This is a genomic window from Nostoc sp., from assembly GCF_036917275.1.
Lineage (GTDB): Bacteria > Cyanobacteriota > Cyanobacteriia > Cyanobacteriales > Nostocaceae > Nostoc.
In genome coordinates this window covers 302,940-320,609 of sequence record NZ_JBALDF010000032.1, presented here as the reverse complement: position 1 = coordinate 320,609, position 17,670 = coordinate 302,940, and the positions used below count along the sequence as shown (strand labels likewise).

General features: G+C 42.8%; 11 protein-coding genes and 3 pseudogenes. 9 read left to right on the top strand and 5 right to left on the bottom strand.

Annotation, left to right across the window (positions count from 1 at the left end):
* Positions 1–30 precede the first annotated feature (30 nt).
* Positions 31–708: an SDR family oxidoreductase gene (locus tag V7K35_RS12680; protein WP_335079404.1), complete on the bottom strand. Its 678-nt coding sequence runs from the start codon at positions 706–708 to the stop codon at positions 31–33.
* Positions 709–890: 182 nt separating this feature from the next.
* Between V7K35_RS12680 and V7K35_RS12675 the strand changes: the two genes are divergently transcribed.
* From V7K35_RS12675 to V7K35_RS12635, 9 genes and pseudogenes are all read left to right on the top strand, one after another.
* Positions 891–1,286 (top strand): hypothetical protein, encoded by a 396-nt coding sequence (locus V7K35_RS12675; protein WP_335079402.1) that lies wholly within the window; start codon positions 891–893, stop codon positions 1,284–1,286.
* Between the two features lie 406 nt (positions 1,287–1,692).
* Positions 1,693–3,462, top strand: a complete 1,770-nt coding sequence (locus V7K35_RS12670; protein WP_335079400.1) for a WD40 repeat domain-containing protein — start codon at positions 1,693–1,695, stop codon at positions 3,460–3,462.
* Between the two features lie 38 nt (positions 3,463–3,500).
* Positions 3,501–3,800 (top strand): hypothetical protein, encoded by a 300-nt coding sequence (locus V7K35_RS12665; RefSeq protein ID WP_335079398.1) that lies wholly within the window; start codon positions 3,501–3,503, stop codon positions 3,798–3,800.
* Positions 3,801–4,166: 366 nt separating this feature from the next.
* Positions 4,167–5,540, top strand: a pseudogene (locus V7K35_RS29690) (NACHT domain-containing protein); the annotation flags it as partial.
* A 120-nt stretch (positions 5,541–5,660) separates the two neighbouring features.
* Complete coding sequence (locus tag V7K35_RS29685; protein WP_442939722.1) at positions 5,661–7,580, top strand: pentapeptide repeat-containing protein; 1,920 nt, start codon at positions 5,661–5,663, stop codon at positions 7,578–7,580.
* A 234-nt stretch (positions 7,581–7,814) separates the two neighbouring features.
* Positions 7,815–7,910, top strand: a pseudogene (locus tag V7K35_RS12650) (Uma2 family endonuclease); the annotation flags it as partial.
* 192 nt (positions 7,911–8,102) lie between these two features.
* Positions 8,103–8,583 (top strand): annotated as a pseudogene (locus V7K35_RS12645) (Uma2 family endonuclease).
* Positions 8,584–8,702: 119 nt separating this feature from the next.
* Complete coding sequence (locus V7K35_RS12640) at positions 8,703–8,894, top strand: hypothetical protein (protein ID WP_334797153.1); 192 nt, start codon at positions 8,703–8,705, stop codon at positions 8,892–8,894.
* Between the two features lie 90 nt (positions 8,895–8,984).
* On the top strand, positions 8,985–10,136 hold the full coding sequence (locus tag V7K35_RS12635; protein ID WP_335079392.1) for an AI-2E family transporter: 1,152 nt from the start codon (positions 8,985–8,987) through the stop codon (positions 10,134–10,136).
* Between the two features lie 242 nt (positions 10,137–10,378).
* Here the strand turns inward: V7K35_RS12635 and V7K35_RS12630 are convergent, their stop codons facing one another.
* From V7K35_RS12630 to V7K35_RS12615, 4 genes are all read right to left on the bottom strand, one after another.
* Positions 10,379–11,185 carry a DUF928 domain-containing protein gene (locus V7K35_RS12630; protein ID WP_335079390.1) on the bottom strand — a complete coding sequence of 269 codons (807 nt, stop codon included), beginning with the start codon at positions 11,183–11,185 and terminating at the stop codon, positions 10,379–10,381.
* A gap of 77 nt (positions 11,186–11,262) precedes the next feature.
* Complete coding sequence (locus tag V7K35_RS12625) at positions 11,263–13,596, bottom strand: CHASE2 domain-containing protein (protein ID WP_335079388.1); 2,334 nt, start codon at positions 13,594–13,596, stop codon at positions 11,263–11,265.
* 183 nt (positions 13,597–13,779) lie between these two features.
* Complete coding sequence (locus tag V7K35_RS12620; protein ID WP_335079386.1) at positions 13,780–14,748, bottom strand: DUF1822 family protein; 969 nt, start codon at positions 14,746–14,748, stop codon at positions 13,780–13,782.
* 191 nt (positions 14,749–14,939) lie between these two features.
* Positions 14,940–17,663 (bottom strand): CHAT domain-containing protein, encoded by a 2,724-nt coding sequence (locus tag V7K35_RS12615; protein ID WP_335079384.1) that lies wholly within the window; start codon positions 17,661–17,663, stop codon positions 14,940–14,942.
* Positions 17,664–17,670: the final 7 nt, after the last annotated feature.

Below are 17,670 nucleotides of genomic sequence, written 5' to 3'. Positions count from 1 at the left end.
ATTGGGCATTGAGAAGAAGCTTTAGGGGCACTAACCCAAACTAAATTCTGCAAATTCTCTTTGCCCAAACAGCATGTTTCGGTCTACTGCGGACAAAATTTTATTATTGGCGTGTTGGCTATTTAAACAGCGAACAACTAATTGCGCGACATCTGCACGATTGATGCTACCAATAATCTGCGGATCTTCGGTTAAAACGCCATTACCTGTTGCTGGTTCTGACTTGAGTCCACCAGGACGGATGATTGTATAGGTGAGTTTACTGGCAATTAAGTGTTGTTCAGCTTTGTCTTTCTCAGCTAAAACTTTTCCCAGTACCTCTAAAACTTGGGGGGACGCAGCAACAACACTATTGCCAGCACCTATGGAAGATACAAGAATAAACTTTTGCACCCCAGCTTTAACTGCTGCATCGATCAGATTTCTATTACCAGGGTAATCCGGCCTTTCTACATCTGATGGTAAACCGCCAATTGTACTGATAACAGTGTGAATAGGTGCATCTGTCAGCATTGCCCGTTCTACATCGCCAACATTCAAGGCATCTCCCTGAACTACCTCAATACCAATTTTTTCTAGTTCAGCAGCAGTTGCTGCTGTTCTCAGGAGTGCTTTGACCTTTAGCTGTTGCGTTGTTAGGTATTTGGCAATTTCTCGACCAACACCGCGACTTGCTCCAGCCAGAAAAATATAAGATGCACTTGTCATAATAAAGTTAACTACTTACGCTCAAAGGATTCTATCAGAGGCTTGGCAGTATTTATTTAGCGGCTTGGAAAAAAGCACGAACTGTCATCTTTCGTCAAGCAATTATACTTAACCCAATTGTAGGAAGTATTTTAACAAGTAATTGTGTCAATCTAGCAAATAACTTTTCTTTGGATAAACTTATGGCTAAAAAATCTCAAAATAATCTAGAACAATACGAAGATGTCAGATTATCTGCTACCACCAGAATTTGGGTACTTACAGTCGCCATTCTCGGAGTTTGCGTTCCACTGTCAGCCGTTACTAGAAGCGGTGCTATTCTCCCTTTAGTTGCTATTGGCGGTGCAGCTGTTGGTACAGTTGCTGTTTGGCGTTCTGATGGGCAAAAATCAAAAACTAACTATTTGCAACAGCAGCAAATAGAACTGTTAGAGCGAAGATTAGCGAATTTAGAAACAATTGTTAGCAGTGATGACTTGAATTTGCAAATGAAAATTAAAGAGATTGAGGCAAGAGATACTTTTGGCGACTCCTCTGATCTAAGTACTATCCCCAGACAACCAAAACGCAAAGGTTAAAATTAGCCGAACTTTACCATTTACGCCAATTTAAGATAATTTCACCGAAAATCACTGTTACTAAGTCAGTCTAATGGAGGTATTTATTGACTTAACGTTGTCGCAACCTTTAAAATGCCTCTCTGATTAAACTTTCTTTTGCAGCTAGAAGTGTTTCCTTAGAAACAGTATCTTCTTATCCATCTCCGTTAGAATTGACTGACATCATTTAATTCTATATACTTCAACTGCATCAGTTCATGAAATGTCTAAGTGCTATCCATCTTTATCTTTCCCGGAAACATCTGCCAATGGCTGTGTTTTATTAGACTACTAAGATTACTGAATTTTTAATTAACTAAGGTTATAAACTTGAGTAATTGCATTGGTATAGTTTACCGTAGGTATGCAATAGTTTGCCGCAGGAATGCAGATGGATTGGATTAGCTTACTTAAAGCTCAACAAACTGACTTCCTTCAACGTGTGAAGAAACCTAAAACTTATGATTTATCTTTACTGGAAAGTCAAGTCAAAGGTTGTCACACTGAAATTATGGCTTTTTGGGGCGAGCCATTGGCTAGACTCCAAGAACTTTCTCGCCAACAAGCAGAAGTTCTCGCCAAAAATCCGCCGCCGATACCGCCTGAATATCCTGAGCCTCCTGACTGGACGATACCTTTCCCCAAATACTTCCAGCAACAAGCCCAAGATTATCTCCTGCGGGAAAAAATCGTTGATTTGGTGATAGCTGAACGTTTGGGGAAGTTGGTAAAAAAAGTGTCTTGTGATACTTTGCAAAACATGATTTTAGATGATGAGGGAAATTTGTGTAGCGAAAGCAAATTTTCTTATGTACTAAAAGATAATCCTCAGCTAAGTGTTCAAGTTTATGTTGCTGATGGAGAAAGTTTTAATGGTATTAAGAAAGACAAAATTAAGTGGTCGATTACTCAAGAAGATTTAAAAAATCACCAAGTATTAATTTTTCTATGTTTGTTTTATCCATCTACAGGTCAGTTAGGATACGAAAGACAAAGTATAATTACTGGCTTTTTACCTGCTAATCAAATTGAACTTACTGAACCAAAACTGTATATAAGTCCGAGTAACTTGTTGTATGCGGGGGGGTTGAGTTGGTATTTAGAATCACTTATTGGCAAAAAAGACACGTCACCAGTCATTAATGAGAAAGCGATCGCACATACAATACAGACTCTACCATCAGAGCATTGCCTTAAAGGTATAGTCGGTGATTGGGAATGCTGGCAGACTTTGCAAGGTCACAACAGGGGCATTAATTGTCTAGCTTTCAGTTCCGGGTGTAAGAATGGTAAAGCCTTACCCATATTGGCCAGTGGTAGTCGGGGAGAAACGAAACTCTGGGATTTAAGCAAGGGTGAATTAATAGAGACATTATCAGAGTATCCTTGGGTGATATCTGGGCTAGTGGATGAAGTGAATTCTCTGGCTTTTAGTTCAGATGGGCAGACTTTAGTGAGTTGTGGTGCAGATTCGACAATTAAGCTTTGGCACGTAGGCGCTTTAGACTTGATTGATATTTTGCACAAACATAATGGGGTAGTGCGGTGTGCTGCCTTCACCCCAGATGGCAGAATGTTGGCTACAGGTGGAGATGACAGAAAAATTCTATTTTGGGATTTGATGCAACGTCAGGTTGCGATCGCACTCTCTTTAGATGATACAGCTGCTCATTCCCTGGTTTTGAGTCGAGACGGGGAAACTCTGGTTACAGGTAGCTACCGCAAAATTAAAGTCTGGCGCACCTTACCCCAGACGGGGATAAAAAGTTTAAAGGACGCAGAACCACTGCATACCCTTATGGGTCATTCTCACATCGTTCGTTCCTTAGCGATTAGTGCAGATGGTAAAATGCTGGTGAGTGGTAGCTGGGATCAAACGATTAAAATTTGGCAATTGGAGACTGGGGAATTACTGCATACTCTGAAAGGACATAGAGATAGAGTATATGCGATCGCATTAAGTCCCGATGCACAAATTATCGCTAGCGGTAGTGCAGATAAAACTATCAAATTGTGGCATCTACAAACTGGGGAATTGTTGGGTACGTTTACAGGTCATGGCAATATAGTTACAGCATTAGCCTTCACTGCTTCCGGCGAGATGTTGGTTAGCGGGAGTTTGGATAAGACAATTAAAATTTGGCAACGCAGTTAATGGTAATTCGTAATTCGTAATTCGTAATTATCCAGTCTTTGAATTCTGTTGATGAGTCTTTAATACTCGCGAGAGAGTCTTTGATACTCGTGCGAGAGTCTTTGATACTCGTGCGAGAGTCTTTGATACTCGTGCGAGAGTCTTTGATACTCGTGCGAGAGTCTTTTATACTCGTGCGAGAGTCTTTGATACTCGTGCGAGAGTCTTTGATACTCGTGCGAGAGTCTTTGATACTCGTGCGAGAGTCTTTGATACTCGCCAGAGAGTCTTTGATACTCGCCAGAGAGTCTTTTATACTCGCCAGAGAGTCTTTTATACTCGTGGACAACAAACCCTAAAAACTCTTTGCGCCTCTTTGCCTTTGCGTGAAACTTAAAACTGTGCTTACAGCGTTTCACAAGTAGTCAGTGAAATTATATACAATAGCTTATCAGTTGCCTATACTCAATGATACCGAGTTAGAACTGACAGTTAAACAAGTTTTTAGCTGGTTGACTATGAGTTAAGTAATATAGCGGTTCTTAATTGAGTTTATTAATATAGACCTAACCCCAACCCCTTCCCTACTAGCATTGGGGAGTAAGATTCAAAGCCTCTCTCCTTTTAGGAGAGAGGTTTGGAGAGAGGTCAAAATCGATTGCATACAAATGAAAAGCCTTATACAGGTGCATTTTTACCAAATTAATGATGTTGGAGAATAGTCTATGGCGATGACGAAACTCTGGAAGTTTTTGCGAAACATTCAAGATTTAAACTGGACACAAGGCGTAGAGGTAACAAAGACTGGAGCCGAAGCAGCTAAAGCCGTGCTTGATTTGGCAAAAGCAATTAAAGAGCAAAAACCCAATGTTAAAAACCTCCAACCCTACGTAGAGCAGATTTCGTCACTATTAGATGTATTTAATTCTCCTCTCGGTCAAATTACCAAGGAAGTAATTCCCTTTGCACCAGTCGCCATTACCATCTTAAAGTTCATTATTGATGCAACCCACAAAGAGCCAAGTTTAGAAAACTGTGTGCTACTAGTTAGTTAGGCTGCCTACATAGATAGCTTTCAGGATATTCTCAAATAAGATTCGGAATTACTTCAAAAAATTGATCAAAACCGTGAAGCGTCTAAGACTTTAGCTTTGCAGATTCAGAAATTAGGTGAGCAAGAATTTAATGAGCGGGAAGTAAAAAAAGCCATCCTCTATTTTCACGAATCTCAACTAGCAGAATCATTTAATCAGATTTTACAGCAACGCTTGCAAGAAGCCGGATTATCCGAGGCAGAAGCAAAAACCTTCACTGAAAGGGTAGCGCGTCACACCGATGACAAGATGCAAGACGCATTGGTAGAAGTCGGAAAGAAAGCGGACAAACTTTGGAAGTGGTATAGCGCCGGAGGAAAAGAAAAGCTAGAGAAAAATCTGGATATTGAAGATTATTTGGAACAGGTAATTAAACCAAAGCCAGAAGAAAAGATTTTTGATGAAACCGATATTACCTTTCGGGATTTATATGTACCTTTGCAAGTCAAAGAGCTAGATGTCAAAGACGATGCAAATATTGACTTGGAAGCGTGGGTTAAGGCAATACTGAATCATGCAGAGGCGAAACAGAAAAAAGTTTTGTTTATTCAGGGTGAAGCCGGACGGGGGAAAAGTGTCTTTTGTCGGATGTTTGCCGATTGGGTACAGCGCGAATTGCATCCCAGCTTTACCCCAATTTTGATTCGGTTGCGAGATTTGCGCGTACTAAAAGATAACTTAACTGATACTTTAGAGAACTATTTACAACACCTTGATTTTGTCACCAGTGATTCCGGCTGGCTGACAGATAAAAATACTCGCTTTTTATTTTTACTGGATGGGTTTGATGAGTTGTTGCTGGAAGGACGAGCAACTGGCGGCTTGAAGGAATTTTTAGAACAGGTGGAGCAGTATCAAAAAGACCGCCTTTGTCATCATCAGTTTTTAGTTACCGGTCGTCCCCTAGCGCTGCAAGGAAATGAACGCTTCCTCTCACAAACTAAAAGCTTGAAGCGCGTCGAACTTCAGCCAATGAATAACTCGCTTCGGCAAACATGGCTGGAAAAATGGGCAATTGCGGCTCAAGTTAACAAGAGTGAGTTTGAAGAATTTTTGCAGGCTTGCCCTGATGAAGTCAAAGATAAACTAGCACGAGAACCTTTACTGCTCTATTTACTGGCACGGATGCACCGAGATAACCGTCTCAACGTCGAAATGTTTGCAGGCGCAGACGCTATTAAGGCAAAAATCCGCATCTATGATGAATCGGTAAAGTGGGTACTAGAAAAACAGCGTGATAGTGAAAATCAAAATGATAACTCCCGCTTGACTGGATTTGAGAGCGAAGATTTGCGACAATTTCTTACGGAAGCCGCGTTGTGTGTAGTGCAGTCTGGGAATGAATCTACGAGAGTGACGATGTTAGAAGCACGGCTCAAAGACAGCAACAACCCAGCTGCAAAGTTAATTCAGGATGCCAGACAGGAGAATGCCTCAGAAAAAAATCAACAAGATAAGCTACTCAATAACCTGTTGACGGCATTTTATATTAAACCAGCTTCAGGTGATAAAGGCGGCTCTGTAGAGTTTGTTCACAAGAGTTTTAGCGAGTTTTTATTCGCGGAACGGTTACTAGAAAGCTTTGTGGATTGGATAACCAAGGTAAGCAAGCGTCAGCGCGAAGAAGACTTAGTTAGCACAAGCACAATGGATGAGCATATTTACGATTTATTGGGGTATGGGAATTTAACGTTTGAGATTGTCGAATATTTGATGGGGTTGTTGGCTGAGAGTTCAGAATTTCACGATGTGGAACCCTTGTGTAGACTGTTCCAAAGATTAGAGAATTTCTACTTTCGTTGGTGCGATGGGGAATTTATTGATGCAGAAGATGTAAACCTGCCCCAGATGAAGAAAAAACAATTGCGGGAGCAATTACCAGAGCGAGAAAATCACTTGGGATTGCGTCAGGTGGATGTGTATACAGGGCTGAATGTGATGATTTTGCTTCTAGATTTGCATCGCTATGCCCAAAGAAAAGACGACCTCAAAGACAAAATCAGCTTTCACCCCTGCGGTGAACTTGATAGTAATGAATTTGGCTCACAACGCTTGCTCCGTATTATCGGCTATAGTCACTGCCTGAGTATCTCTGCTTTTTACCAGAACTTAAGATTATTTCTCAGTCATGCTAACCTCAGTCGTGCCAACCTCAGCGGTGCTGACCTCAGTCGTGCCAACCTCAGCAATGCCAACCTCAGCGATGCCTACCTCAGTCGTGTTAACCTCAGCGATGCCAACCTCAGCGGTGCAAACCTCAGCGATGCCTACCTCAGTTGTGCCAACCTAAGTCGTGCCAACCTCAGTCGTGTCAACCTTAGCGATGCCGACCTCAGCCGTGCCGACCTCGCTGGTGCCAACCTCACTGGTGCCGACCTCACTGGTGCTGACCTCAGCGGTGCCGACCTCAGCGATGCCCACCTCAGCGATGCCCACCTCAGCCGTGCCGACCTCAGTGGTACCGACCTCATCCGTGCCGACCTCAGCCGTGCCGACCTCAGCCGTGTCAACCTCCAAAAAGTTGTATGGAACAGTGACACAAAATGGCTCAATGCAATAAGGCTGCATGAAGCAGTAAACGTATCTCCAGAGTTAGCGCAAGACTCAGCTTTTGGGGCTACCTTTTCCTTCAGTCAGGGCATCAGTTGGGTGAGAAAAGGCAAAATTAAAGAAGCACAGGAAGCTTTCAAGCAAGCCCAAATATTTGACCCTAGTTTGAGAAACTCTGCTGAATTTCAAAATAGCATTTGCTGGGTTGGCTGTTTACACGGTTATGCTCAAGGTGTTTTCAAAATCTGTGAAAAAGCCGTTACCTTAGACCCGGACAATAAAGGCTATCAAGACAGTCGAGGGCTGGCTAGAGTTTTGACTGGCGACTTGCCAGGGGCATTAGAAGACTTTCAAGCTGCTGTAGACAGTGGCGCACTTGATGATTACTCAAATGATGTCAAGCAGCGACGGCTACGCTGGATAGAAGTACTGAAGTCAGGAAATAATCCCCTCACGCCAGAGGAATTGGAGAAATTGCGGCAGGTTGAAGACTAGGCTAATTAGTAATTCCCAGGACTTATGCAGCGATGATTGGTCATTGCGAGCCAAGCGAAGCAATCCCAGTCTTAACGAGATTGCTTCACTTCGTTCGCAATGACGAAAATATACGTTACCTTTACGTAAGTCTTGTGTTTATAACTTGACGATCGCACCCTCTGCCAAAATCTTTGTAAGTTAGCAATCAACTAAAATCAAACTAAAGCTATTGTCGAAGCGGTAGAAAAGGCTATGACGGTAACTACCTATAAATGGACAATTGAACGTTATCACCGAGCAATAGAAGCAGGGATCTTTGATGACCAACCCATTGAACTATTGCGCGGTGTCATAAACGAAGGACGCTAGGCGTAGCAAGCTTTAAGAGTAGGCGATGGCTCAATCCGGTTCGGATAAGGTTTTTTGATGACACGTCCTAGATTGTAAAGACGGCGATTTATCGCGTCTCTTGCCTTAACCAAACCGTATTGGGCGATCGCTAACCCACATAATTAAATCATCCCATCTATTCCACTCACTATGGCGATCGCAATTCAACCCCAACTAACTTTAGACGAATTCCTCAAACTGCCAGAAACTGAACCAGCATCAGACTTTATCAACGGGGAAATCATTCAAAAACCCATGCCCCAAGGTGAACATAGCTTACTCCAAACTACTCTTTGCCAAACAATTAACGGCATAGCTAAAAGCCAAAAAATTGCTTACGCTTTCCCAGAACTACGCTGTACTTTTAGCGGCGCTGCGATCGTCCCTGATGTGTATTGAGATTCTTTCCCCAGAGCAAAGGTTAAAAAAAGTGTTGAGTAAATTATTGCATTGTTCGCGCAATGGTAGTGAACTAGGCTGGTTAATCAACCCAGAAGACGAAAGTGTGCTAGGGATTTTTCATGGACAGCGATTGGAATTATCCGAAGGTGCTGAGAAATTACCTATCCTGGAAGGTATCGAGTTGGAACTGACTGTAGAACAAGTTTTTGGCTGGTTGAGTTTGACATAAAAAAGCGATCGCATTTCCCAAAGAAAGTTAGAAAGGATTGTATCTGTAGGTTTATTGTAGAAACTGGGCGGTACAGCGCAAATTCGTATGTACCATAAAAATTTGTATGCCGTACTTTTATGGAAAATCAACTAGGATTGGTTCTGAAACTGCTTTTACTCTCGGCTTTGTTATCAGCATTGATTAAGTATGCAGGGCCAAGTTTATCAATTCCGCCGACAGCAACCAATGCGCTGATTATAATATTCTTGCCGATTGTAATTATAGCGATCGCGCTACTGTGGCGATTCCAAGCACAGAAACAAAATTAACTTAAACCATTTACACACAAGTGACTAAAATCAGCTAACCTAGCTGAATTACAACAAAATTGCATCTCGCCAACCGTTGGGAGTCAGCCTGTGAAACTCGGTCAATGGATCGGCTTAATCGCCATAGTTCTTTCTTTATACATCCTGTGGCAAATTCGGGAAGTACTTTTGCTCGTGTTTGCCGCAGTTGTATTAGCCACCACCTTAAATCGGCTAGCGAAACGCTTCCAACGCTCAGGTATGAAGCGTGGATTCGCTGTCCTTCTCTCAGTAGCTATCTTTTTTGCCGGAATCGTGGGTTTTTTCTGGCTAATTGTGCCACCTTTTGCCCAGCAGTTTCAAGAACTAACCTATCGGGTTCCCCAAGGTTTTGGACGCTTTAATAGTTGGCTTGACGGTCTGAGAAGCCGCATTCCTACTGAATTGGTTCCTTACATCCCAGATTTAAACAGCCTGATCCAACAAGCACAGCCCATCGCCAATCGGGTATTAGGAAACTCCTTCGCCTTTGTGTCTGGCTCCTTGGAAATTGTCCTCAAGGTTTTACTAGTGCTAGTTTTAACAGGAATGACATTAGCCAATCCTGTGGCTTACCGCAAAGTCTTTGTGCGGCTTTTCCCCTCATTTTATCGGCGACGAGTCGAAGGGATTTTAGATCAATGCGAAGTCTCTTTGGGGGGATGGGTAATAGGCGCTCTCATTGCTATGGGTGTAGTCGGGTTGATGAGTGTAATTGGCTTATCTGTTTTGGGTGTAAAAGCAGCACTTGCTTTAGGGGTTTTGGCAGGATTTTTGAACTTAATTCCCAACCTCGGGCCAACGCTGAGTGTAGTACCAGCAATGGCGATCGCTCTGTTGGATGAACCCTGGAAAGCAGTTGCTGTCTTGATTATCTACTTTTTTATTCAACAGATTGAAAGTAATTTCATCACGCCGATTGTCATGGCGCATCAAGTTTCATTGCTACCTGCTGTAACCTTAATTTCCCAGTTATTTTTCGTAACTTTCTTTGGCTTTTTAGGATTATTTCTAGCACTACCTCTAACTGTTGTCGCTAAAATTTGGGTGCAAGAGGTATTAATTAAAGATGTTTTGGATCAATGGGGAAATAACCATAGAAAAGAGACTGAGTTTGTGATGGTTTCTGAATCTCCTGAAGTAGATGACTATTGGACATCAGAAAGTCCTGATATTAAAAAGGAGCGACCGATTGATCATGATATCTTGCAAAAAGAAGATTAGTTATAGCAAGGGACTGGAGACTAGGGACTGGGGACTGGGTGAAAAGCCTTTTTGTGTCTAAGTTTTATCATCTGTTAATGTTCTAACCACCTTCGGGAATAACACTAATTAGCGATCGCTTTCCTACTCTTGGGGGAAACCGAAAATCTGGGATAGTGCCGTACCCTCAGGAATAACACACTTGAAAAAACTAGGTTTTTAGGACTTGTGTGTACACCGTAGTATTTTTTGTATTTCTTACTCTAAGGTTGCTTTGAGAGAATCGGTTCTGGTGCAATATCATCTAAATGGATCTGACCTAACAAATGCCTCCACTCTGCTTGCAGTGTTGCATCTTCAGGATTTTTCTGACGCAGTTGAGCCAGTATCGTCAGTGCGTCGTACCATATCCCGTTTTCAGCATAGATAGCATAACGCTTTAGAAGTTCTGGTGTTTGTAGCTTTTTGACTACGGTTGGATTTAGTTCGACGCGGACAATCACCCCTTCGACGAAAGTCGGGGGCGAAATCGTTTGCTTATTACAGTTAATTGTGAAAAACCAGCGATATTGTTTGTTTAGTGCCAAAGCAGGAACTGTGGAAGGTAGAGAAACGCTGATGACTCCTGGTTTATCAGGTAGAGCGATCAGTGGGCGGTAAATATCGTTAGAGTCCTGATCTTGCAGCACAAATTCAACTTCATAGGGCGAATTTTTGGTATACGGCATATAGAAAAACCAATTTGGGCGTTCTAGGGTTGTCTGTCCCCAGACATTGATCACTTCATCTGACTCAGTAAAGGGTACTAAAGCAGTCAGCTTGGGTTTAGTAAGTGGACATGCCGGCTCACCACGCTTCGCTCCACCACGAACCCGACCTCCAGGAGGAGGGCCAGGTGGAAGTGGAGGTAGATTAAAGGTTGTGGCTTCAAGGGTCGTTTTAGCATTACGATCGCTAAGTGAAGAACTAAGAGTTGGTTTTGCAAAAACTGGAGTCAGGCTAACTAGTAAACTGGTGCAGCTAAAAGCTACTACTACAAATAGTTTTATCGGTTGTGAATTTGACTTCATAAAAACCTTCCCTTAAGTATGTAAACCTTGTAGATTTAGCTGCTGGTTATCCAAAAATTTCATAAAAAAATCTTTCTTTATTCCCTATTCGCCACCCGAACTTTTGTTTTTGAATTATAAATTGACATCAAGGCAACCGTAGCTACCAACGACAAAGCTGAAGGTATAAACGGCACCCAAGCACCCGAAATTAATAGATTAAAGCAAATTATATACAGAACACTAAAGGTAATACTGATTGCCAATGCCAACCAACGAAATGAAAGCTTTGGCCAAGCTAGGACTCCCCCTACCAAAGACCAGCCCCAAATCCAGACCACCTCAACCCATAGTGACCAAACCCGCAGCAACGGCCGCCCATTCTGGACAGCACTGAGGATCTGGCTCACCATATGCGCTTGTACCAACACTCCTGGCATTTGCTCATACGAGTTTACTCCGTAAGGTGTACGCCAGGTGTCTAGAGAATCCTCTTTTGCCGTAACACCAATCAAAATAATTCGATCTTTGATAGCAGTAGGGTTAACCGGGTTAGATAAAAATTGTGTTAGCTTTATCTGCTCGGCTATCTGTTTTGAAGAACGGTAGTTGAGTAAGATTTGACCACCATTGGTATCAATATTTTGATAGCCGCCAGTGCCAAACTTCAGATTTGAAAAAATAGTCTTACCCAGCTGCAAATTCCCTTGAGGGGTCAACTTTGGTTGAATTCCTAAAGGTCTCAGATAGCGAAAGGCCAGTTCTACACTGAATGCATAGGGAGCAAGACACAACGATGTAGGCTCTGGGTTCATGAACAGGAGATGCCGACGCATAACTCCATCACGATCTTCAATAAAGTCGCTGAATCCTAGATTTGTTGTGGGGATTTCTGGTGGTGGCCTTTTACCTCGGATATTTACTGTGCCATCGCTCCCCTTACATACGCCAATCAAGTTCTGAGTTTTTTGCAGACGAGTAATTAAATCTGGTTGTGTGGCTTTAAAATCACGATAGAGATCCAAGCCGATCGCGCGAGGTTGGTATTGATTCAGTTTTGCCAGTAGTTTATTGAGTGATTTTTCGGAAATGGAAACTCCGATCAAGGAATCGCCATTTTGTTTTTGAGTCGCCAAATCATCATCATCAATTGTAATTACCAGCAGACGCGAATCTGGTTCTTCTGCGGGGCGCGATCGCATCATCTGGTCAAAGGCTTGCATCTCGCTACTTTCCACCAATCCTAGCCATCTCACTCCACAAACCAAGGCTGTAATCGCCAAACTCGATAACAAGGTTATCGTAAATCTGCGTTTGTGAGATAAAGCTAAATTCGGTATATCTTCAGTTTTTGTAGACCTTAATTCATGCCAAGTGGGTGGTATCTGGGCTGGATTTTGGCAAATCATTGGTAGCCAAGTTGCACAGGGAAATCGATCCTCAAGTCCTTGCAATCGTTCCCGCCCTTGGCGTACTGCTTGATATAAAGACTTCCCATTAGCAAAGCCTTTGAGAAAATACTGTAAAAACTCCTTAGCAACCTGGTCTGGAACCGGTTCGCGCATGACGATCATTTGAGGAATTTGCAAATCAGCTAATTCTCGCGCCAATCCCAATCCATCACAGGAGTTGAATATAGCTAGTTGCAAACCGTTTTCAATGGCTTTCCTAAGAGCGTACTTTAACTCGCCAATGGTAAGGCTATCAGTTTTATTCAGGTAAATTCGTCCGCTTTCTCCATCTTTATTACTGGAACTGTGCCCAGCGAAGAAGAGAATATCCCAGTTTTTTCCCCAGAGATGGTCAGTCAATTCCTTACGTTGTGGTTCTACCAGAAAGCTGACGTCTGCATTAGCACACTGTTGTAGTAAAGCTAGATCAGCCTGGGTGTCAATCCCCTGACTATTGCCGACAATTGCTAAAATGTTGACTAATTTATTTGGAGTGCGTGGCTTGTGAATGCGATCGTAGGATGGTGAAGAAAGGGCGATTTCAGCCTTGGGATAGCGTTCTAACAAATCCCACAAATGCCAGGGTAATAGTTGCAATTGGCTATTTTCTGTTTGCAGAATCACCCGCACTTCTTCGGTGGACGACAATCTTTCTAACCATTTTTCCCTCAAAGGGCGAAACTCCTCTGCTCGCAGCCAGGTATTAAAACGTGCCCGCAAAATATGGGAAGTGTTTTCGCAGTCTTGAATCATCGATACATTCGTCACCTGCATTTGGTCAGCATGGAGGCGATAACGATTGCCTATCTGCCGATAACTAAACTGCCAATGACTGTAATAGAGGGGCATTTCAGGGAATGAAGGTAGCCTCCCCGTGATTTCTGTTGCAGCACGCTCGTGTTCTTCACCAATTTGGAGAGTAACAGCAAACCCCTGCTCAAAACTACCCTCTCCGAATTTCAGAACCACTAACTTACCCATGACTGTGACTAATCTCCCTGTGCAAAATCATGCCCTGTTCTAAGTCTCATAACAAGCTCCACAATCTTTTACAGACCTTTTTAAAAATCTCCAAAAGTCGGCTTGAATTTTTCACCTTTAATTTTTAATTAACCAATTACTACTTAATAAATTACCAACGAAGAAGGAAGATAGCTATATGTTTCAAATCCGAAAATATTCGGTAATGCTAATATCATTAATAGCTACCTTAACGCTAAATTGCTCTGTAGGTTCCCCGCGAAACTGCAACTGAATATAATTGTCTAATTTTCTCGATTGAGCATTTAGAAATACTGCTCCCGAACTATCTAGAACAGTGAGATTAACTCCTGGGGGTAAGTAGATTTGATTCCCAGTGGCGTGCAATTGAAGACGAACACTAGTTTGTTGATCTTCTTCTATGCTGATTTCCACAATCAACATGACGGGTTGGTTGAGAATTTGGATACCTAAATCAATCAGTTTTGCCCGTTTAGTAATTGATTCTGGTTCGTTAAGGGTATTTAGTTCCAAAGTTTCAATACTGCGAAAGGCATAAGCTGGTCTGAGTTCCGGCAAGTTCCACAGAGATTCAATAGTCTGCCAACCTGCCTCAAATATACCAGCAAACCACTGATTTAAATTCACTAGTGAACTAACTGGGGATTGGCGCAGTTGACTCAGGTGGTCGATAAACGCTTCCAATGGTTGCAGTTGTTCTAAAGGCAGTGTTTCAGTTGCGACACTAGGCATAAAACCAAGCAGCCTCGCTTCTTGGAGCGATTCATCAAATTGAACTACTAAATAACCTACCCGTTCTTCCCAGGTTTCTGGAGGAATGGAACATATCTGCTGGTGTTCCTGCACAGGGCGACACTCCAGGCGACCAACTGAGGGCACCTCTAAGTCAGCTATATTCCCACAGAGGCGCATGACACAGTTCCAGCTGTCACTAGCTTGCAGGTCAGTAGGAATATCCATCATTTCCAAGTAGTCATTCACCACCCACACAGCCAGCGTATTCAGCCGAACTTGTTCTGCTTTTTCAGGATTTGGCTGCTGGTTAGCAAATTGCTGGGCAGTTATGCTAGCTGATTGGGAAATCGGTAATGTTAAAGCGAAATCGTCTAGCTGATAAGTGGAGTTATTCATAAGTCAATCCCTAGTGACCAATGCTGCTATATACATATCACCCGCATTCACTAAATTTATGCCACAAAATAGAGAATGATTATTGGAAAATTGGGGATTGAGAGGTTTGAGGTTCTGAGGTGGATGAAGGGAGTTCTTAAAGAGATGAATGAGTCTCTAATTTTCTTTGTTCCCAGTTTCCAATCCCCAAATCACAGCCAATTGCCAATCAACACATAGGCAGACCAAAAGCTTGGCGCTCTGTAGTTGGGATGTTTCACCAGTTGTAACTGGGCAAGTTGGACAGCTTTGGCTTTGGTGATTTTGCCACTGTTGAGTTTTTGATAGAAGGCGCTAACAAACATTGCTGTCGATTCATCATCAATCTGCCACAGCGAGGCTATGGTACTGCGTGCCCCAGCTCGGACAGCTGCTCCTGCAAGCCCCAGCGCTGCACGCTTGTCTCCTGTTGCTGTTTGGCAAGCACTCAAAACTAATAGTTCTACTATGGTTTTACCCTGACTGCTGAAGAGAGTATCAAAATCCTTGACATTGATCTCACCATCAAAATCCAAAATAAAAGTCTCTTCAAGGCGGGAACTAAACTGACCGTGGGTTGCTAAATGCACTATGTTGAATGGAGCATCACCAATTTTACTCTCTAAATTCTTTTTCTTAAAATCTTTATCTAGTAGGCTAGTTGTCGAGATTCCGGCTTTGCTAATCCCATTGAATTCAGATTCGATCGCAAGCAACGGTGCAAAGTTGGAAAAACCTGGTGGCGGCTTAGTCAGTCCTGCGGTTAACGCTCTTAGTTGCTGTTTTACCAGTGGTTTAGGGCTGAGGAGTTGCAGACCGACGCTCAGAGCAATTGCATATTTCTCTACCAAGTATTTCTTGCCATCATAGAGAACTGCCATTGGTAAATTGCGTAACGGCCCATCTAAGACGAACACTAAGGTATCTACCCGACTTTTTTGCAATTCTGACTCAATCGGTTTTAGTAGCCAGTTATAAACTTGGTGCGAGTGGGTTTGGACGGCTTTGGTAGCGGTGGGATCAACAAGATTTTTTTGCAGTTCTACTAAGAGTTTCTCTACTTCTGGGCGGGAAATCTGAGTAGTGTAGCTTTGCAGGGGTTGTTTGGGAATTTTGACAATTACCTGGAGTTCTTTTTGAAGAATAATCGGATAGAGGATGGCAGCCGTGGCATTTTCTTTTTCTACCACTTGATCGAGGGCTACTCTCTGACCTTGCAGGCAAGCTTCCTGGAAGAAGTTGTCCAATTCTGCTAGTCGGAGTGCTTCAATCCGCTCTCGTGCTTTCTCCAATATTTTTTCATCTGATTTTTCTTTTTGGGATTTCAGTAGTAACTCTACTGACTCTCGGTAGACGGGTTCTACGCTGTCCCGGAAGGTGAATTGCACATCCTGATTCACTACATTACTGACTATTAAATCTCTGCGGACAGACTCAAGAGTTTCCACAGCAAGATCGTATGCCCTAATTGCACCATTAATATCTGTTTGTGCCCGGAGCAATCTACCTAACTGCCATTCCAAAGTATAGATAATTTCTGGTGCATTGCTGCTCTGTGCCAAAGCTAATCCTTGCAGGGTCAGGTCTTGCGCTTTTGACCACTGTCCGGTTTCTTCGTACAAACCGCCTAAACTTTTCAGAGCATAGGCTTCTGCCCGCTTGTCCTCTAAACTACGGGATTGCTGGATGGCCCTAGTGAGTAATACTGTCGAGTCTTTTATGCTGAATCCAGAGTAGTAATTCTGACTAGATGTTGGTAACACACCACTATTGATTTTTAAAATACTTTGTGAGTAGTTAATTTGAGCGTAAATAGTAGCACGGCTGAGGGGGAGTTGATCGAGTTGGGACTCAATCAATGGTGAGAGAGTATGAACCTCTGCCCATCGTTGATCTTCAATGAGTAGACTCAGTTGATTGAGTTGCGCTTGGACTTTTGTCAGGGGTGAAGGAGATGCTGTGACTGTTCGTTGATAATAAGCGATCGCCTGTATGTTATCTTGTTTTTTACGAGCATAATTCCCCAGACTGAACAGACTTGCCGCAATATCAGTGTTTGATTTCAAACGTTGAGCAATCATCAGACTTTCTTCTAGCGCCTGGTATGAGTCTTTCAAATTCCCCACTACCAAAAGGGCATCACCGAGCGATCGCAAACTCACTGTCTTTTCTCTAGAGTCTGGTTGAGATTTTAACGTCTGACTTATCTCTTCGAGTGTTTTCACAGCCCGAGGGTAAAGTCCTTGGCTTCGCAACGCCTGTGCTTGATTGATTAGCGATCGCACCACACCGCTTTGATCATCTGCTTGCCTGTAAATTTTTTCCGTCTGCCGCCAAGTTTCTAAAGCCTCCTCAGCCTGTCCCATTGTTAGTTGGAGACGACCTTGAATATCCAGTGATTGGGCAAATATTTTTTGCAGATTTTGGTTTTGATCCTGTTGTTTGAGCAAATTTAAGCTCTCTGTAATTGCCTGCTGTGCCTGACTCCATACACCCAGTTGCTGGTAAGCTAGGGAAAGATTACTTAGTGTTACTGCCAGACTGAGGCTGTTCTTTTGCTGCTTAGATGCTTGGACAGCCTGTTGTAACACTTCTATCGCCTTGGCAAAGTTCCCAGCCTTATATAAAATTTGGCCCTGCTCTAATAGTAAGGCGGGGTCAGCGGCCACAGCCAACGACATAAGACTATTAATTGGTAGTTGGGATGATAAATTAATTGAGCCAGGAACTTTTGCCAGTACGGGTGAACTAAGGATGCATAGCAAAGCTATTAGGAAGTACAAAGGCAAACGCAAAAAGCGAGCTAGCGTGGTTTTCTGCCAACACCCTGGCTGCTTTTGCCTTTTAACTTTTACAAAATTCGCGCCAAAAATCGTAGTTGGTTTAGTCACAAGCATGACAAAA